This is a genomic window from Bradyrhizobium sp. WSM2254 (assembly GCF_000472645.1).
Taxonomy (GTDB): Bacteria; Pseudomonadota; Alphaproteobacteria; order Rhizobiales; family Xanthobacteraceae; genus Bradyrhizobium; species Bradyrhizobium niftali.
On the sequence record NZ_AXAB01000043.1, the window covers coordinates 12,027 to 29,896 of the forward strand.

Annotated in this window: 16 protein-coding genes; 12 read left to right on the top strand and 4 right to left on the bottom strand. The window is 64.0% G+C overall.

All coding sequences use genetic code 11. The features are described from left to right. Positions 1-224: 224 nt before the first annotated feature. Positions 225-2,258: a PatA/PatG family cyanobactin maturation protease gene (locus A3M7_RS0128310; protein ID WP_198033821.1), complete on the bottom strand. Its 2,034-nt coding sequence runs from the start codon at positions 2,256-2,258 to the stop codon at positions 225-227. Positions 2,259-2,473: 215 nt separating this feature from the next. Further along, positions 2,474-2,689, bottom strand: a complete 216-nt coding sequence (locus A3M7_RS0128315; protein WP_027546951.1) for a hypothetical protein — start codon at positions 2,687-2,689, stop codon at positions 2,474-2,476. Between the two features lie 134 nt (positions 2,690-2,823). On the opposite strand from A3M7_RS0128315, the gene A3M7_RS0128320 reads away from it, so the two are divergent. The 6 genes from A3M7_RS0128320 to A3M7_RS0128345 all read left to right on the top strand — a co-directional run bounded on the left by A3M7_RS0128320 (position 2,824) and on the right by A3M7_RS0128345 (position 9,317). Continuing rightward, positions 2,824-4,467 (top strand): hypothetical protein, encoded by a 1,644-nt coding sequence (locus A3M7_RS0128320; RefSeq protein WP_245284338.1) that lies wholly within the window; start codon positions 2,824-2,826, stop codon positions 4,465-4,467. 21 nt (positions 4,468-4,488) lie between these two features. Continuing rightward, a complete protein-coding gene (locus A3M7_RS0128325) occupies positions 4,489-5,712 on the top strand; it encodes a phosphatase PAP2 family protein (RefSeq protein ID WP_027546953.1) in 1,224 nt (407 codons plus the stop codon). A gap of 9 nt (positions 5,713-5,721) precedes the next feature. Next, the gene (locus A3M7_RS0128330) at positions 5,722-7,911 is read left to right on the top strand and encodes a hypothetical protein (RefSeq protein WP_027546954.1); all 2,190 of its coding nucleotides are present in this window, start codon (positions 5,722-5,724) and stop codon (positions 7,909-7,911) included. A 112-nt stretch (positions 7,912-8,023) separates the two neighbouring features. Then, a complete protein-coding gene (locus tag A3M7_RS45055; RefSeq protein WP_156936996.1) occupies positions 8,024-8,167 on the top strand; it encodes a hypothetical protein in 144 nt (47 codons plus the stop codon). 454 nt (positions 8,168-8,621) lie between these two features. Continuing rightward, positions 8,622-8,924 carry a hypothetical protein gene (locus A3M7_RS0128340; RefSeq protein ID WP_027546955.1) on the top strand — a complete coding sequence of 101 codons (303 nt, stop codon included), beginning with the start codon at positions 8,622-8,624 and terminating at the stop codon, positions 8,922-8,924. 159 nt (positions 8,925-9,083) lie between these two features. Continuing rightward, on the top strand, positions 9,084-9,317 hold the full coding sequence (locus tag A3M7_RS0128345; protein ID WP_025575772.1) for a hypothetical protein: 234 nt from the start codon (positions 9,084-9,086) through the stop codon (positions 9,315-9,317). Between the two features lie 32 nt (positions 9,318-9,349). Here A3M7_RS0128345 and A3M7_RS0128350 read toward each other — a convergent pair whose 3' ends face one another. After that, on the bottom strand, positions 9,350-10,309 hold the full coding sequence (locus tag A3M7_RS0128350) for an AraC family transcriptional regulator (RefSeq protein WP_027546956.1): 960 nt from the start codon (positions 10,307-10,309) through the stop codon (positions 9,350-9,352). 296 nt (positions 10,310-10,605) lie between these two features. On the opposite strand from A3M7_RS0128350, the gene A3M7_RS0128355 reads away from it, so the two are divergent. The 5 genes from A3M7_RS0128355 to A3M7_RS0128375 all read left to right on the top strand — a co-directional run bounded on the left by A3M7_RS0128355 (position 10,606) and on the right by A3M7_RS0128375 (position 16,841). Next, positions 10,606-10,848, top strand: a complete 243-nt coding sequence (locus tag A3M7_RS0128355; RefSeq protein WP_049823732.1) for a hypothetical protein — start codon at positions 10,606-10,608, stop codon at positions 10,846-10,848. A 26-nt stretch (positions 10,849-10,874) separates the two neighbouring features. Beyond that, entirely contained in the window at positions 10,875-11,126 is a 252-nt protein-coding gene (locus A3M7_RS0128360) for a GCG_CRPN prefix-to-repeats domain-containing protein (RefSeq protein ID WP_156936997.1), read from the top strand. 276 nt (positions 11,127-11,402) lie between these two features. Next, positions 11,403-14,129: a DUF2235 domain-containing protein gene (locus A3M7_RS0128365; protein ID WP_027546959.1), complete on the top strand. Its 2,727-nt coding sequence runs from the start codon at positions 11,403-11,405 to the stop codon at positions 14,127-14,129. Positions 14,130-14,247: 118 nt separating this feature from the next. Then, entirely contained in the window at positions 14,248-14,919 is a 672-nt protein-coding gene (locus tag A3M7_RS0128370; protein WP_027546960.1) for a response regulator transcription factor, read from the top strand. Beyond that, entirely contained in the window at positions 14,916-16,841 is a 1,926-nt protein-coding gene (locus tag A3M7_RS0128375) for a sensor histidine kinase (protein WP_027546961.1), read from the top strand. Before A3M7_RS0128370 ends, A3M7_RS0128375 begins: the two co-directional genes overlap by 4 nt. Positions 16,842-17,019: 178 nt before the next feature. Here A3M7_RS0128375 and A3M7_RS0128380 read toward each other — a convergent pair whose 3' ends face one another. Beyond that, on the bottom strand, positions 17,020-17,310 hold the full coding sequence (locus A3M7_RS0128380) for a hypothetical protein (RefSeq protein WP_027546962.1): 291 nt from the start codon (positions 17,308-17,310) through the stop codon (positions 17,020-17,022). 234 nt (positions 17,311-17,544) lie between these two features. Here A3M7_RS0128380 and A3M7_RS0128385 point away from each other — a divergent pair, with 234 nt between their 5' ends. Next, the gene (locus tag A3M7_RS0128385; protein ID WP_027546963.1) at positions 17,545-17,769 is read left to right on the top strand and encodes a cysteine rich repeat-containing protein; all 225 of its coding nucleotides are present in this window, start codon (positions 17,545-17,547) and stop codon (positions 17,767-17,769) included. Positions 17,770-17,870 lie beyond the last annotated feature (101 nt).

Consider the following 17,870-nt stretch of genomic DNA (forward strand, 5'->3'; position numbering starts at 1 on the left):
GCACTCTACGCACGCCGTCCCCAGGCTGCCGACGCAAACGGCGCCGCAAGCAAGGATCGCACCGCCGCAGGCGATTTTCTTGAGAAGCGAACAGTCGGATGGCTCGACACCTGTCAGCAAACGACCGACATGTGGATTGCGGTCAACGGCGGCAGATTGGACTGGAAGTCTCATGATAATTCTCCTCGGTGGCGATCAATTGGCGAAGACTCGTTCGAGATCGTTCAGCGTCTGGTCCACGCGCGTACGGTGCCGATCGTCACCGGAATGACGTCGCTCACATCGACCGTAAAGCGGAACACCCGGTTGGCAGTGTTTGTGTTGTTCGGATTGAAGAACAGCAGCTCGACGTCGTAGCAATCAGAGTCGGGGCGACAGACCGGGCTCTTTCTGACGTCGATGCGGTCAAGATCGAACTCGTCGCGCGTCGCGCTGCGTACAACATCCGCAACCTGTACGGCGTTCACCGCCGAATAGTTGAGTGCTCGCTCCTCGGACGTAAGACCCAGATTGCGCAAGTCGTAATAGACGCGATTGAGAAAATCAGACAAGCCAGACGATTGGCGATCGTATGCGCCCTGTGCCTCCGCAGCTTTTGGCCGCGGCCCGAGCACGTTGGCGACCAGCGGCTTCGTGGACCAGTAGTAGAAGCCACGCAACGCCGGCACGATGGCCGGAACGACCTGGCCCGACTGCAAGCGAACGCTGCCGCCAATCACCCCCGGAATCGATATGAGTTCGACGCCCTGGCCCACTTGACCGGCGAGCGCTTCGCGCAATCGTTCGTAGCCGTTCGCCGCGTATGGGCCGGCAGGCACGATCGCATAAATCGGAGTCGCATCCAGATTGAGCGTCCAGATCAGCGAGGGCGCCTCGTACGGATTGGCTGACAAATAGGTCAGCAATTGCTGCGCGACGAACGGATTGTTGGCGTCCGACGGCATTGCCTGAATGAACGCATCCCGGCGCGCCTCGGACCCGAAGTCATAACCGAGCGTGCCAAGCGCGTAGACGAGAGCCGGCTTCTGTCCGCCGCCACAGTTACAACTTCCTTTCGACTGGCAATTGCACTTACCATTGTCTCCGCACGACGGCGCGATGCTCATGCTATCCCGTGACTCGGCGAGCACGCTCGCCCTTGCCTCCGACGGATGGACCGTGGGCTCGGCGGCAGGTTGAATTGCTGGCCGAATGATCGGCGACAACGGCAAATGCCGCTCGTCCTCAATGGTAACGACGGCTTCGCTCGACGGGTTGACGCTAACACTTGTCATATTGCTGTCTCCCTGGATGACAGTGATGGCCTTACGAATGTTGAGGCGGCCCGCGAGACACCGGCGGTGGTCTGCGTTGGCTTGCGGGACGCATTGCAAAGCGGTTTCCAAAAGCACCGCGCGGACCTGGTGCGGGTCAGGTGTGCGGTTTGCCTTGACCTGAAGGCCCAACAGCGCGCCCGCAAAGCCGGACACGATCGGCGTCGCGAAACTGGTGCCACTCTTTTCCGACGTGCCTCCGCCTGGCACGGCACCGAGAACCTTCTCGCCCAGCGCGACGATACCCTGCGTTTCGTACACGCCTCCCCAGTTGCTTGACGCGATCGGGGCACCAAGCGCGTCAACGGCACCGACTGAAAGCACCGATTGGGCAGCGGCCGGCAGGTGCAGGCATTCGCAGCCGTCATTGCCGGCCGCAGCGACGATGAGAATATTCCGCTGCGCGCATGTGTTGATCGCGTCAGCAAGCAGCGGCTCGGGCTCACTGGAGGCCGAGAGCTGGCCTCCACTGATATTGATGACGTGTGCACCGCGTTCGACCGCCATCAGAATGGCGCGAGCCAGGTCGAGCTGCAGGCAGTTCACGAAGCCGCCATCCGGAGCGTCACCAAAGATCGGAATGATGAGTCCGCGGCAGCGCGGCGCGACGCCCGGCACGGCCGTGCCCGGCTGGCCGAAAATGATACTTGCGACGTGCGTACCGTGGGAGGCTGCCGCGCCTGTGGGATCAGCTTTCACCCAGGTCGGGAGAACTTCGAGCGTGGCGCCGCCGAAGCATGGGTGCGCGAGGTCGACGGGCCCATCAAGCACCGCAATGCAAATGCCTGGATCGCCGAGCATAGCCGTAACACATGTCGTCGGCATCTCAAGCGTATACGCGTCAACTATTCCACTTCCAGCTCGCGACATGTTCGGGCTGATCGAAGCGGGCGCCGCTTGCGGCGCGACACGATCGAGATCCGCGGCTATGGTCGATGCCGTCATCGTCAACATTCCAAACGTTACGCCTCGACAACATCAGGCCCGCTGCTGGCGCGATAGTGTCGCCAAAATGAATTGAGCGGATCAAGATGCGTGTTGCACTGGGAACAGGAATAACTGATGGCCGACAAATTCAGGGAGTGAATTAAGTGTGAGTAATTGCGCGACCGCCGTTCGCTCAATAACGTCTCAACACCTGACTCGGTCGATCACTCCCATCACGGCAAGTCGCGTTCGCCGATGCGGTCGACCAGCAAAATCATCCAGCTGATCGTTTGTCGCTCCAATGTCGAGAGGTCGGGACGGTCGGCCAAGCGCACGGCGGCTTGCCGGAAGTTGTCCCAGCGCCGATAGAAGTCGATCAGGTCACGCGGAGCATCTTGCCCGCCTTGCAGGTGTCCGTCCTGGTCGCGATCTCCCTCGGAATTGCTCATGTGCGAGAGGTTAATGCAGGCCGTCGTTTCCGGCGGTGTGAAAAAGGTGTGAAGACGCTTGGATATCCCAATACTACAATGTTAAGTTGTTCGCATTGCCAGGTTGTAGATGTCTCGCCGTTAGGAACATTGTGGTGGAGACCAAGCGCATTGAGATTAGCCTCTTTGGAGCCTGCGTGGTCCGATCCGCGCAGTCCGGCGGATTCGAGATCGCCGGCGCCAAGCACAAGGCGCTCTTCGCGCTGCTCGCGACTGCGCCATTCGGGCGCCGGACGCGGCCTTTCCTGCAGGATACGCTCTGGGGAACGGCGTGCTATGATACTGGGAGGCAAAGCCTCAGGCGAGCCTTGTCCGACATCAAGCAGATCATGGGCGATCATTTCGCCGAAGTTCTGACCAGCACGAACTCCGACATAACACTCGATCTGGCGCGCGTGTCATTCATCGGACGGCCGGGGGCCGGCGACTTGCTTGAAGGCATTAACATCCGCGAGGAAGGCTTCAATCGCTGGCTCGGCGCGATGCGGCAAAATCCGGAGCAGATCTTCTCACTCTATAGCCTGGCATCTCAGCCCCCTCCCCCCGCGATGCTGCCAGCCATCGCGGTACTGCCTTTCCGCACGATTGCCGGTACGACCGATCACGCGGTGCTCGGCGACTGGCTCGCCGAGGAAGCCTGCCGCTCGCTGTCGCGCTCGAACCTGATCTCGGTGATTTCACACTGGTCGAGCCGCTCGCTCGATGCTCACGCGATCGACATCTCGACCATCCGCGAGCGCCTCGCCGTCGATTATTGCGTCGTCGGCACGCTGCGTGTCGGCGCGAACGAAATCGTGCTTGACGCTGATTTCCTCGACGCCGTATCCGGCCGTATCCTTTGGACGCGGCAATTCGCCGGACCGTTCGAAAGCTTTCTTGGCCGTACCGCGGAAGGCGTGTCCGAGATCGTGACTGCGGTCGGTCGCACCATCGCGGACGACGCGATAACGCATGTATCCGAGCGCGAATTGATCGAGGTGGAAGATCATCGCCTGCTGCTTGCCGGCGTTGGCCTCATGCACCGTCCGTCGCTGCGTGCCTTCGCCCGCTCGCGGGACCTGATCGAAGAGGCGCTCCGGCGCGCGCCGCATGCCGCGGAAGCGCATGCATGGCACGGCAAGTGGCATGTGCTCAGCGTATTCAATGGCTGGAGCACGGACCCCACGAAGGACACGCAGCGTGCGGTTGACTGTGCGGCGCGCGCGCTCGACATCAATTCGGAGAGCGCCTTCGCCCTGACCATAGATGGTTTCGTCCACAATAATCTGCTGCGCCGGATGGACATCGCCAGTGAGCGTTACGACGCAGCGCTGCGGCGCAATCCGAATGAATCGCTGGCTTGGCTCATGAGTGGCGCCCTGCACGCGTTCCGCGACGAGCCAGACAGGGCGGTGGGGGCGGCCGAGAAAGCGCGGCGGCTCTCGCCGATCGATCCGTTCCGATATTACTATGAGTCGTTGAGCGCAACGGCGCTGTTCGCGGCCGGCCGTTACGCGGAGGCTCTTGAGCTCGCAGAGCAGTCCTTGTTGCGACACGACCGCCATATCTCGACGCTGCGGGCCAAGGCCGCCTCGCTGCATTGCCTCGGCCGCGCGCAGGAGGCCAGGGCCACAGCGCAAGAAATTCTCCGCCGGCAACCAGGCTTTACGGTCGCCGGCTATCTTCGTGAGCATCCGGCAGGCGATCACGAGTTCGGACGGCGCGTGGCCGCCGCGCTGACGGGTGCAGGCATTCCGTAAACGGCAACTGAGGGACCGGACATGAGTTCATTGGGTGGAATGGGCGGCATGGGTGGTATGGGCGGCATGGGAGGCATGGGAGGCATGGGAGGCATGGGAGGGATGGGAGGCATGGGTGGGATGGGAGGCATGGGTGGCCTCACTGCCACCGGGCTCGGAGCCTTCCTTGGCGCGGGCGCAGACCCGGTCTACGACCCCGTGCTGGTGCAGGGCCTACAGATTACCGAGCAGGCGATTACCAATGTAGCGGGGGATTGGGACACCAAGGCAGCCGAGCCGCTCTCGTTCAACGCGCCGGGCAATCTGGAATTATGGGCGGAATGGGTCCGCGCGTCGGTTTACCTCACCGATTTCCTCCGCGATTTGGACTGGAAGATTCACGGAACGGACGACGCCGACGAGCGGTACGTCACGCTCGGCTATCGATGTCGCAAAGACCCCAATGACTGGAATTTATCCCCAGCGGCACCGTTCTACCGGGTGTTCCGCCCCAGCATGGACCGTTTCAAGCAACAACTCGATCTCGTGCATAATTATATCGACCAACGGCCAGATCGTACCGCCGAGATCATTACCCAGCTCGGCTTTCCGACGCCGTATTTCATGATGGTCCTCGGCCTGCAGGCCTCGCCGAACCGCCACATCACGGAGCTGATTACAATCACGCAGGTGATCGCAGCACACATGGCGATGCTCGTGAAACATCCGCTCGCCTGCCGCCGCCCCGACCGGCTCGGCGCCAAAGTGATGCCGATCATCCCGACCCCGGCGCATGGCACATTTCCAGCCGCGCACGCGGTGGAGGCATTTGCGGTCGCGGAGGTTCTCAAGCGGCTTGTGTGTTACGTACCCCACTATCCGGATGTCGATAAGCGCCTGGCTCTTCTGGACAAGCTGGCCGAGCGAATCTCGATTCACCGGGTCGTTGCCGGCATGCACTTCCCGATCGACATCTGGGCGGGCGCCCTGCTCGGACGCACCATCGGCGATATGATCATCGCAAAATGCATCCACTGCTCGGCCGAAGACAAAGCCTCGAAGGGCTGTTCGCAAATCCAGGGCTACAGCTACAACGCCGACGAGCTCGCGAGCGACGGTGATTTCTATATCCAGAAATTCAAAGTCCTGGAAGGCGCCTCGGAGTACGGCGTCGAGCAACTGAGGGAGAAGTGCGAAGTCTGTCCGAGCGGGCTTTTCCAGTGGCTTTGGGAGAAGACCACCGACGAGTTTGCGCTCGAGCGATAGGACAGCTCAATGGCAAGAAAGAACAACAGCTCCGAGGAACCGGGTGAGAACTATCTCGGCCCCTATGAGCGCTGGAATTTCGGTTTCGGCCAGCCGTTTGCTTTTCCTGCAGTCCGGAAATGGAAGAAGTATTTGACCGTCCTGACCGAAATCCCAAAGCAGGACGGGCCGAGGCACAACACGGTTCCAGTCGCGACGGACGATACACCCAGATGGTGGGTCCCGACGCTCTGGTGGACTCCCAAACTTACCTTCTTGCCGTTCGTCATCGAGAACAAGGAAGACGACATTCCATCTTTGAAAGACCTGATTGCGCTGCTTCTGGCCGTGCTAACGGCCTTGGTCCCGTTCGTGACGCGGGTTCTGGGAATTCTCGACATCAAGAAGCGCCGATTTCGCATGGCCTTCCCGGTGCCAGATGATGCTATGCACGACGAGATTGATACCCATCACCCCGATGATCCGCCGGTCGGTCACGAGAGGCCTCCCTGCGACGAGGGCAAGTGCATCACGGTGGTCGCCGTCATCGATGACGGGTTGCCGTTTGCGCATCGCAATTTCCGCAATGCGGAGGGCCGCACGCGGGTCGAGTTTTGCTGGCTGCAGTCCGTCCAGAAACTCGACGGCCAGAAGACGGTTCTGTTCGGCCGCGAATACGGTCGCGCAGAAATCGACCGTCTCATCAAAGACTATGGACACGATGAGGACGCGCTCTATCAGGAGGCGGGCGCTACCCTCGACACGGAAGAATTCCAATTTCTCGCCCGCCATGCCACGCACGGCGCGCACGTCATGGATCTTGCCACCGGATACGCCGCGGAGCGCAAGGAAACACCGCCGGACGAAATCCGCATCATCGCGGTGCAGCTGCCGAACACGATCGCCTTCGACACCTCTGGTTTCGGCAAGGACATGTATATGTTGTCGGCCTTCCATTATGTGTTCAATCGTGCCGACATCATCGCGGAAACATATGGCGTGAAGAACCTGCGCCTTGTCGTCAACTTCAGTTACGGGTTTTCCGGCGGCCCGCACGACGGCGGAATCGAGCTGGAGACGGCGATCGACGAGCTGATCGAGGCGCGCCGATGCAGGCAAGCGACAGATAAGCACCCTTTGCTCGGGCCAAGTCCGACAGCGCTCGTCCTGCCGGCAGGCAACATTTTCCTTGAGCGCACGCATGGCGTGATTCCTCCACCGTCCGAGGACGAGGAGCCTCTTGAGGTCCGCTGGCGGCTGCAGCCGAATGATCGCACGCCGAGCTATCTTGAGCTCTGGTTCGGAAAATCCTTCGACCCGGCCGGATACATCATCGACCTCTGGGATCCATGCAACACCTTGCGCATGTCCATTCCGATCAGCATCGACGACACGGTGCAGAATGATGCGGGAGATCCCTTCAAACCGGTGGATCTCTATGAGGGTGATTTTGCCGTTATCGGCCAGGTGAGCGTCGACCAGCACAGAGGCAATCGTTGGCGTCTGCTCGTCGTGCTGGCGCCGACCGAGCCTGAGGATATCTCGCGGCCACCGGTCATGAGCGGCGAATGGAGAGTCGTGATCAGGCCGGGAGCCGAAGCACGCCCGATCGACGAGCCGATCTATTGCTGGGTCCAGCGAGCAGCCGACCCCGAAAGCCTGCGCTCGGGAAGCCGCCAGAGCTATTTCGACGATCCGCGAAATATCCGCTATACGCGGCGTGGCGATCTTCGCGAGGTGGATACCGCGGGCGCGTTCGTCCGCCGTTTCGGAAGCCTGAATGGCATTGCGACCGGAGCGAAGTCCCTGGTCGTTGGTGGCTATCGGCTCGGTGCAGGCCTTGCCTCCAGCCTGAAATACGCGCGTCCGTCTCGCTACAGCTCGGCCGGCTCTCGGGAGCACGGATGGCTGCGGAGACATGTGGACTGCTCATCGATGTCCGAGCGGTCGCGCGCTCTCCCGGGCACGATCGCCGCGGGCGTGCGCAGCGGATCGCGCTCCTTCGTGCAGGGCACCAGCACCGCGGCGCCGTTTGTTGCACGGCAACTGGCCGAGATCTTCACGACGGCGCAGGACGCCGACATTCGTCGCGCAGAGCCTGCGAATTATCTTCCGCTGCTGCACGACAAATATCCTGCAGCTGATGACCCCGTGATCAGGGCTCGCCTCGGCAAGATTCGCGTCCCGCCGCATTGGCAACCCGGCGTCGAGCCGAAGTAGTCGGCTTGGTCGACGCGGTCAAGCTGCGTGGGCGCAGTGGTCGCCGCTGGAGCCAGTAGCGCAGCCTATGACCAGCAGGGCCTTGTCCAATGTAGTATTGTTGGACATTAGCATGGCATCGTCATTGGACGTCCAGCAGATCGCTGATCAGCGCTTTCGCATCAGTCTCGCGCCAAGCGGAACCGAGTCGACTGCAGAAGTCATCCTGTACGATGTGAATGTCTCGCTCAGCATCGCCGGGGTGGGGTACGCATGACGCATGACAAGACCCTCTCTTGACCTCGCGATATTACGTTAGGTCGATCCCGCCGGAATTTCGAGACAGAGCCGCGTTCGATTCCGGCCGGGGCGATCGTGGGGACCGGAATGGCGCGGGGCGTGCCTGATGCCGGGGAGCCTTCTGTTTTATTTTTGCGAGCTAACACCGCGCGTCATCTCGCTGGTATTCCTGTTGGTATCGGCAGCAATCAACGACGAAAATTATTTCAAATTCAATTGGTTATGGTACTAGGCGATTGGCGGCCAGGGGCACTACGCTTCGCCCTTCGGGCTTCGCGTGGCGCAGCCACGCAGGACCGAAAGGTGAAGCGTGTCCGGCGAAGCCTCTTGGCGAAGACGGACTATCGCGGCGAAACGCCTGCCCTCCCTAGCCATCCTCCCATCCGCACTGTATAAACCGGTAGCTTCTTCCGTAACTCGAAGAGGCTCACATGAACGACCTGCACACGTGGCTCTCGCAGCAGCACCACGGTTTGCGCACCTTCCGGACATTTCAGCAGAAGCTCGAGACGCTCGGCCGGGACGATCCCGCCCAGCGCGGCCTGTGCCGCCTGTTGAGCGGTCTCGTCGGCAGCTATGTCGAGGCCTTTGACGAAGCCCCGCTGCCGGTCGAGGTCGCCGACGGCGCCTATCACCGTCTGCTGACGCTGCTTGCAAGCATCGACCTGAACGCCGACGCCGAGCGGCGGATCGCCGACATCAACCGGGTTGCGGAGAGTCGGCTCTGGCAGTGACGGGAAAGTGCCGCGTGCAACCGGCGTCGGCCTCCCCGACGCTCTGTGCCGGCAGCAGGCCGCGTGCGTGCCGGCACGAACGACCATCGAGGCGTTCGACTTCGCCAAGTCGATACCTATATCCAGCAGCAGTACATGGTGTTGCAGCGAGCAGCTTTGATGGCCAGGAGACGCACGACGGAAGCCGACGCCGACGATCTCCCCCGCTACTTCGTCTGGGTCCGGGGCCTCGAAGGCCCCGAGCCGCAGAAATGGACGGCGATGGATTTCGGCATCGGTGACTGGAAGCGGCCGCTCGTGCTGGCCTATCTGGAGCTGCCCGAAGGCGAGCGGCACCTGCCCTTGTCGGCGCTGGCGCGGCGCTATCCGCCGCCGCGGGTGGAGACATTGTAGGCTGTAGAGCGGGTAGCGTCGAAGAGCGATCCTCACTTCCCCCTCGCCGCAGTCGGCGTCAACCCGAACCGCCTGCGGAAGCAGCGGTTGAAATAAGAGAGGTCGTTGAAGCCGCAGGCAAACGCGATGTCGCTGATGCGGCCCTCGCGGTGGGCGAGGAGGTCGGCGGCCTTGCGCAGGCGCAGTTCGTTGAGGCGCGTGGTAAAGCTCGCGCCGGCTTCGAACAGCAGCTCGTTGACGTAGCGTTCGGAGAGACCGGCGGCGGCGGCAAGCTTTTGTGCGGAAAAATCCGGTTCGTGGAAGCGCGTTTCCAGAATCGGCAGCACGGCCTTGAGCCGCACGGCGCGCAGGCCCCGGCGGCGGGCCGCGGCTGCAATATCGCTGCGGGCGCCGAGACCGATCGCGGCGAGATCGAGCAAATGGGCGGCGATCGCCATGCCGGCCTCGTCGGCGGCCGCGGGATGGCGAAGCAGGAGATCGCTGTAGTCCATCGCCAGCGACAGCGCGCCGCCGGGCTCGAGCTCGCAGCCGACGAGATCGTCGGCATCGGGCACCATCGCCCGCAGCGTATCGACAGGCAGATGCACATTGGTGAAGCGCTTGTGGCTCGCGCCGTCAGCGGCGAAGAACGGCTCGTCCAGCTTGAGCAGCACCATCGATCCCGGCCGCATGGTGAACTCGCGGCCGCGATGGACCACCTGCGAAGAAAGATCTCCGGTATTGCGCGCGAGGCAAAAACGGTCGTCGCCGGTCTCGATCACCTGGCGCTTCTCCCGCCGCACCGTGACGAAGCTGCCGTCGCAACGCCCAAGCATGGTGCTGCCGATGTGGATCGAGTTCATCGTGGCGCGAAACGGCACGTCGGATGCCGGATCCAGCTCGCCGGTGTTGGAGAAATGCTCGAACAATTCGGCGAAGCGAATGAAGCGCTGCCGGTCGGACAGGCCCTGCGGGAGCATGTCGGTGGAGAGCGCTTTCCTGATGACGGACATCGAAAGGACTTCCAACAAAGACTTTTTTCGAAAAACGTCGTGCTTGAAACCGGCCGAACCTCGCAGGCAGGAGATGAACCCGTGCTGAAGGCTGCCGCCCGCAGGCTATCAGCACGCCAACGTGAATCAAGCTGCGCCGGTCAGTCCAAGCCGTGACGTCGCCGGCGCCGGACAGTCCAAGACGGTCCGCATCGGCGGGCCCTATTCAGGCGGCGGTTGCGGCATCCGCCACACAGGGGGCTGCATCCGGGCAACCGGGCGGGCCCAGCCTGACGCCCGCTGGAGGAGACAACGACATGCGAACCTCTCTACCCCGCAGCTTCGTGCTCGGCGGCGTCATCGCGACCAGCCTCTGCATCGGTTACGCGCTGGGCGCGCAGCCGCACATGGACGAAGCCATCGCGATCCTGCAATCGGCCCGCGCCGAGCTCGGCAAGGCCGAGCCGAACAAGGGCGGCCATCGCGAGAAGGCCATCGGGTTGATCGACCAGGCGATAGCCGAAGTGCGCGCCGGCATCGCATTCGCCGCCGGTCATTGAAGCAACGGCACCCGGGAGGACAAGACATGATGCGCACCCTGTTTGCCGCAGCCGTCGCGCTCGGCGCGATCACGGGCGTTGCCCAGGCCATGCCGCTCGCGCCGCTCGGCGCGAGCGCGAATGGCGACGTCATCGCCGTCACCGGCGGCTGCGGCCCCGGCTGGCATCGCGGCCCCTACGGCGGCTGCCTGCGAAACTACGCCAACCCCGCCGCGCACGCCTGCCCGCGCGGCTACCATATCGGTCCCGGTGGCCGCTGCCGCGGCAATGGCAGGTAGAGGCTGAACGCTCCGCCTCTCCCCGTTCGTCGGGAGAGGCGTCCGCGGACATCGCTTGCCTTCGCCGTCCGGCACGCCGACCGGCACAACCAAATGCTTTTCGCGACCGTCATTCCGCGGCGTCCGACCGCAGCGAGAGTGCAGGTTCCCGCTTGCTACCTCAGCGGGATTGTGTGCAGAATACACCTTATTTTCTGACGCAATCATTGATTGAATCCGGGGAGCGCTGCGCGGCCCGGGCCTGAAGCGCTCCTCGCGAAATTGCCGGAGAAGCCCATGCCACATCATGATGGCGAGCGGAACGCTGATATTGTCGGACCGGAACACCCACATAGCGATATGAATGCCGGCGGGACGGCCGGCTCCTCCTCCTCCAAACGCAAGCTGGTGCTGTTCGCCGATGGCACGGGCAACGCGTTCACCACCCAGGAATCCAGCGTCTGGCGTCTCTACGAGGCGCTCGATCACACCCAGCCGGATCAGATCTCGCACTACATCAAGGGTGTCGGCACCGCCGGCTGGGCGCCGCTCGCCGCGCTCGACGGCGCCACCGGCATCGGCGTGCCCAGCAACGTCCGCAAGCTCTATCGCTTCCTGTGCTGGAACTGGCGCGAGGGCGACGAGATCTACATCTTCGGCTTCAGCCGCGGCGCGTTCACCGCGCGTACGCTGGCGTCCATGGTCGCGAGCCAGGGTCTCGTGCCGGCGGAGATCGAAGGCACGCCGGTGTCGCATGAGGAGATGGAGCGCAACGCCATGGCCGCGTGGCGGGAATACCGCCGCGACACCGTGCCATTGAAGAAGAGCCTGCCGACGATCTGGATCGCGCGCTTCATCCGCGATCTCCTGCTCTATCTCTATCATTCGATCTGCGGGCACCGTTCCTACGCCGATGTCCGGGCGGCGATGAACGGTCGCGAGAACGTCGACATCGAATTCATGGGACTGTTCGACACGGTCGAGGCCTTCGGCGTCCCGATCGAGGAGCTGCGCGTCGCGATCGACTGGGCGATCTGGCCGATCTCGTTTCGCAATCACCGGCCCTCGCGCAAGGTGAAGCACATCTGTCATGCGCTGGCGCTGGACGACGAGCGTACCACCTTCCATCCGCTGCGGATCGACCAGAGCCAGCTGGCGGCCGACCAGACGGTCAAGGAGGTGTGGTTCGCGGGCGTGCATTCCGACATCGGCGGCGGCTATCCGGATTCCACGCTGTCCTTCGTGCCGCTGGTCTGGATGACCGATCAGCTCGACGGCAGGCTCCGTTTCCAGGACGGCGAGATCGAGCACTTCAGGGAATACCAATCGGCGATCGGACCGAAGCACGATTCGCGCAGCGGCGCCGCCGTGCTCTACCGTTACGGACCACGCCCGGTCCTCGCCGGTGAAGTCAATGGCGGGCTGCCGGTGGTGCACTTCGCCGTCATCGAACGCATGCTGTTCGGCTGCGACGACTACGCGCCGATCATGCTGCCGGCGAACGCGCTGGTGCTGATGCCGGACGGCAGCAAGCTGAACCTCATTGAGGACGGTACCCGCGAGGCGATGAAGCAGGCCTATGTCGCGAAAGCCAAGGGCCCCCGGCGCGAGAAGGAGGCCGACGACTTCACCCGCATGAGCACGCCCAGCGCCGAAATGGCCAGGCTCACGCGCGACACCGTGTGGTGGCGGCGCGTCGCCTATTTCTCGCTGCTGGTCATGGTCGGCGTGATCGCGATCTGGCCGTGGATCGCCCGCAGCCTGATCGGGGTGTCGAAGGACCACGGCCTGCAGGGCACGGTGGTGTTACACGTCATCGCCACCATCGACTGGCTCGTTGGCGGCGTGCTGGGTCCGCTCGCCAATCTGGTCAGGAACGTCCTGCCATCCTATGCCGCGCCGTGGCTCGACATCACGCTGTATTACCCGTTCGTCACCTCGATCGTCCTGGCCATCACGTACCTGATCTGGCGCAGGAACTCGGTGCTGCGCGACACCATCCAGGAACGCGCGCGGCTGGCCTGGAGCAGGCCACGTCGCATGGCAAGCCGGCAGAATGTCGACGAGCCCGGCAAGCTGCTCCGCTTCGCCCGATGGATGCGGCTGAATGCAGGGCCGGCCCGCTGGATTTTCGCCAGGTTCGTGCTGCCCGGCGCCTTCCTGTTCATCATATTCTATTCCGCACTGCTGATTGGAGCGACCAGCGTCTTCACGGCGCGCGTTGCGACCGGCAATATCTGCACGACGCCCGGGCCGGAGGCAGGGACGCCCGTGCCCGACGAGCCGGTCGATGCGCGCGGCCGTTTCGCGACGGAGGAATTTTGCTGGTGGAGCGGCCTCGCGGTCGAGAAGGGCCGCAAATACCGCGTCTGGGTCGAGATCGAGGATCCCTGGTTCGACCGCACCATCATGAGCGGCACAAACGGCTTCACGACCTATTTCACGCCTCACTACCTCGCCCTCCCGACGCTCCGTCAGTTCGGCGCCGCCTGGTTTCAGCCCGTGGTACGCGTCGGCACGAAGGGAATGAGCGACATTCCGCTGCAGGCCGTCAACGTCATGCCGGCCGACGAATTGCCGCGCCGGATGAATCCGACCATTCCGTTCGAGGACGATGCGGACAAGCGCAAGGGCAGGTATCCGACCCGGCTCGACAAGACGAAGGAGTTCGAGGCACTTCCCGACAACAATCCGCTCAAACTCGCTGTCGGCAAGCTCGGACCTTTCGAGCCGGTGCCGAAGGATGCCACGGCGCGCACGATCTGGGAGAACCAGAAACTGTCGGGACGGCTGGTGGCGGAATTCGTCGCGCCCGACGCCGGCGATCTGTTCTTCTACGTCAACGACGCCGTGCAGATTTACCCAACATTGCTGCCGGCACCGTTGCGGCCGACGAAGCTCGACGCGGTCCAGGGGCCCTATGAGCAGTTCTACAAGAACAATGCCGGCACCGCGCGTATCATCGTGCAGCGACTGCCGAGCCCGCCCATGCCGACGGATAAACCGGCCGCGACGAAGCAGTAGGCACCCGCGTCCCGGACGCCGCCTCATCGCCGCCCCCATGATTATGGGTGTCGCGGCGTCCGCGCCGCGGTTAAGGTGACCTCGCGCCGCGGGGGACACGCGGTGCGGGACGATGGACATGAGCGAACAGGGCGAGACGGGTGAAGCCATCACCATCCTCCTCGTCGAGGATGATGCGCCGACCTGCTGGCGGCTCCAGGATGCACTGGTCAAGGCCGGCTACGAGGTGCGCAGCGCCGGCACGCTGGGAGAGGCCCGCTCGGCGCTGGGCGAGGCGGCACCGCGCGTGCTGCTCACCGATCTCAGGCTTCCCGACGGCCACGGCGTCGAGCTGATCCGCGAGGTCCGGCGGCGCTTTCCCGATACCGAGATCATGGTGATCTCGGCGCTCGGCGACGAGGAGAGCGTGATCTCCGCGATCACGGTCGGCGCCACCGGCTACCTCCTCAAGGACGCCTTCCCCACCGATATCGCCACCACCGTGCGCGATCTGGTCGCCGGCCATTCGCCGATCTCGGCCTCGATCGCCCGCTTCATCGTGCGGCGAACGCAAAATTCGGCGGAGCCGCCGCCGGGCCCCGCACTCAACACCGCAAGGCTGACCCCGCGCGAGATCGACATCCTCTGGGGCATCGCCAAGGGCTTCAGCTATGCCGAGATCGCGAGCCATCTCGGCCTGTCCAGGCAGACCGTGCCCGGGCACATCAAGAACATCTATCGCAAGCTCGAGGTCCACACGCGCAGCGAAGCGGTGTTCGAGGCGGTGCAGCAGGGCCTGATCAAGCTGTGAGCGAGATCGCGGCGAAGGCAACGATCAAACCCGCGCGGCGCCGGCTGCTGGCCGCGCGCCTCGTGCCCTACCTGCTGCTGCAGGCGTTGATCGTGATCGCCACCATCCTCGGGCTTCGGCTGCTCCAGCCGAGCGACCCCGACGATTTTGCCTTGAGCGGATTTTCGCTGCGGGAGGACGGCGCGACGCATCCCGTGACGCTGCCGCATTTCACCTCGTCGCGTTACTCGCTCCAGGACCCGCCGCTCTATTCGGGCACCTTCGTCTTCAAGCCCGATGCGGAAAACACGGCCTGGTCGGTCTTTCTGCCACGCTTCAGCAATGGCGTGGAGGTCGCGGTCAACGGCGTCGCGATCCTGGACTCCAGGCGCGATCCCACCGCCAACCGGCCCGACCGCAACACGCCGGAGATCACAGTGATCCCGTCATCGCTGCTGCGCGACGGCAGCAATGACATCACCGTCCGGCTGTTGGTGTGGGGTCCGCTGCGAGGCTTCCTCGACACCGTCTATGTCGGACCGGACGAAAGCCTGCGGGGAGCTTACGAGACGCGCACGCTGCTGTTCGTGACGCTGCCCGTCGTGTTCTCGGCCTGGCAATCGTTGCTGGCGGTGATCCTCGCCATCATGTGGCTGATGCGACGCCACGAGCCGGTCTATGGCGTACTGGCGGCGGGAATGCTGGTCGGCGCAATGCAGGCCTTCGCGCCGGCGCCGCTGCCGCCCGCGCCCTATCCACGGCTGGCCGCCATCCTGCTGGCGTCCGCGCCGATCGAGAGCGCGCTGGTCGTGACGTTCGCAGTGCTGTTCTTCGGCTGGCGCTGGCCGCGCTACGGGCTGCTGTTGTTCGTGCCGGGGCTCGTCATCCTGCTGGTCGGGCTCTTTGCGAGCCAGCCGATCCCGCGCATCACCTTCCTGTTCCTCGGCGTGCCGACCGTGGGCGTGTGCCTGATGCTGCTCGTCGTCATCCTGACGTGGGCGGTGATCAGGCGGCAGGACGCGGCGAGCTTTACCTTCGGCTGCGCCGTGACCATCGTGCTGACCTGCTGGTTTCACGACATGCTCTCGGCGTTCGAGTTCGTGCGGGACGATCGCACCTTCGTCACGCGGCTGTCCTATTCGGCGATGCTGGTCGCGATCGGCGCCGGGCTGACCTGGCGCTTCGCCCGCGCGCTGAACCAGGTCGACAGCTTCGCCGGCCAGCTCGTGACGCGCGTGCGCGAGGCCGAGGAGCGGCTGAAGGCAAGCTTTGCCCGCGAGGAGGCACGCGCCCGCGCCGCCGCGCTCGCCAATGAGCGCACGCGGCTGATGCGCGACCTGCATGACGGCCTCGGCGGCCAGCTCGTCAGCATCGTCGCGCTGTCCGAGCGCGGCCATGAGGGCGCGACCATCACGGACGCCGCCCGCGCGGCGCTGAAGGATCTCCGTCTCGTCATCGACTCCATGGACGACATCGGCGGCGACCTCATGCTCGCGCTCGGCTCCTGGCGCGAGCGCGCGGCGATGCAATTGCGACCGCACGACATCGCGCTCGACTGGCGCGTGGCGACGCCGCAGGGCCTGCCGCTGCATCCCGAGCTGAGGCCATGGCACGTGATCCAGATCGTGCGTATCCTCGACGAGGCCGTGACCAATGCGGTCAAGCACGCGCACGCCGGCAATATCGCGGTCACCATCGAGACGCTTGACGCGGACCAGGGGCCGTACGGCGTGATCAGCGTGACCGACGACGGCCGTGGTTTTGCGCTGGCGGGTGATTGCGCGGCCGCGGGCGCGAGCCAGACCGCACGGGGCTTGCGCAACATGAGAAGCCGCGCTGCGCGCTGCGGCGCGGTGCTCGATCTGAGCTCGGATGCCTCGGGCACGCGGGTGCGGCTGCAATTGCCGCAAATCTTTCCCGACAGCGACGCCGCTGCCGGCTGAAAAGCCCCCCTCCCCGAACGTGTGGGACGCACGGAGAGAGGGAACGGGCCGGATGTTTTTCATGCGGAGGACGGGGGGTTCGTCCGCAGGTCATCCTTTCGCCCGAAGTCTTTCCTCTCCCCGCATCCGCCTTCGCTAAAGCTTCGGCGGACAAGAGCGGGGCGAGGTGAAGAAAAGCTCAGCGGATGCCGACGCGATTGACGGGACCGCCGCGATTCATCGGCGTCCCGGCACGTACGCCGACACCGGGCGCACCGACGCCGGGCGTCGCGACCGCAGCCGCCGCGACCGGGGCTCCCGGCGCGACCACCACCGCCGCCGTCGGCCGCACCACGCAGCCCTTGGGCACGCCGACCGTCTTGCAATAGACCACCGCCTGCGCCGGGCTCGTGCCCAGCGACACCATCGCAGCACCCGCCAGCGCCATGATCGTCAGCCCGGCGCTCAGCGCTCCCGCTCTTTTCGACATCTTGCTCTCCTGCTTCCCGTTCGGCGTCCCGGTGCAATCACCGGGTTTCGCAGCCGACGTGCAGTCTGAATGGCAAAAGACGGCGCACGGATACATGCCATGAAGATGGGGGTACCGAGGCCAGAAGCGCGAGCCGATGCCATGAACATGGCATGGACCGGCACCAGGCCTTCGCGAGATGGTCCGCCCGCTTGATCCCAAACGGGACCACCGACAATCCCAAAGAGGTGCTTTATGAAGATTTCGGTTCTTGCCGCGCTGCTGCTCGCCGCCACCGCCCTGCCCGCCGCAGCACAGTCCGGTCCGACGCTGCCGGAGCAGATGGCCTGCCGCGGCGACGCCAGCAAATTCTGCGCCGAACATGTCGGCAAGCCGCCGCAGATGAACGCCTGCCTGCGCGAGAACAAGTCGAAGCTTTCGGACGGCTGCCGCAAGGTGGTGGAGTCGCACGGGGGGTGAACCAGTCGTCATTCCGGGGCGCTCCAACGGAGCGAACCCGGAATCCATCTCGCCACGATCTCCGCGGATAGATGGATTCCGGGCCTGCGTGCTGTGCACGC

Coding starts and splice junctions, on each gene's coding strand:
- A3M7_RS0128310 (WP_198033821.1), bottom strand. CDS start 2,258: ATGACGGCATCGACCATAGCCGCGGATCTCGATCGTGTCGCGCCGCAA.
- A3M7_RS0128315 (WP_027546951.1), bottom strand. CDS start 2,689: ATGAGCAATTCCGAGGGAGATCGCGACCAGGACGGACACCTGCAAGGC.
- A3M7_RS0128325 (WP_027546953.1), top strand. CDS start 4,489: ATGAGTTCATTGGGTGGAATGGGCGGCATGGGTGGTATGGGCGGCATG.
- A3M7_RS0128330 (WP_027546954.1), top strand. CDS start 5,722: ATGGCAAGAAAGAACAACAGCTCCGAGGAACCGGGTGAGAACTATCTC.
- A3M7_RS45055 (WP_156936996.1), top strand. CDS start 8,024: ATGGCATCGTCATTGGACGTCCAGCAGATCGCTGATCAGCGCTTTCGC.
- A3M7_RS0128340 (WP_027546955.1), top strand. CDS start 8,622: ATGAACGACCTGCACACGTGGCTCTCGCAGCAGCACCACGGTTTGCGC.
- A3M7_RS0128345 (WP_025575772.1), top strand. CDS start 9,084: ATGGCCAGGAGACGCACGACGGAAGCCGACGCCGACGATCTCCCCCGC.
- A3M7_RS0128350 (WP_027546956.1), bottom strand. CDS start 10,309: ATGTCCGTCATCAGGAAAGCGCTCTCCACCGACATGCTCCCGCAGGGC.
- A3M7_RS0128355 (WP_049823732.1), top strand. CDS start 10,606: ATGCGAACCTCTCTACCCCGCAGCTTCGTGCTCGGCGGCGTCATCGCG.
- A3M7_RS0128360 (WP_156936997.1), top strand. CDS start 10,875: ATGATGCGCACCCTGTTTGCCGCAGCCGTCGCGCTCGGCGCGATCACG.
- A3M7_RS0128365 (WP_027546959.1), top strand. CDS start 11,403: ATGCCACATCATGATGGCGAGCGGAACGCTGATATTGTCGGACCGGAA.
- A3M7_RS0128370 (WP_027546960.1), top strand. CDS start 14,248: ATGAGCGAACAGGGCGAGACGGGTGAAGCCATCACCATCCTCCTCGTC.
- A3M7_RS0128380 (WP_027546962.1), bottom strand. CDS start 17,310: ATGTCGAAAAGAGCGGGAGCGCTGAGCGCCGGGCTGACGATCATGGCG.
- A3M7_RS0128385 (WP_027546963.1), top strand. CDS start 17,545: ATGAAGATTTCGGTTCTTGCCGCGCTGCTGCTCGCCGCCACCGCCCTG.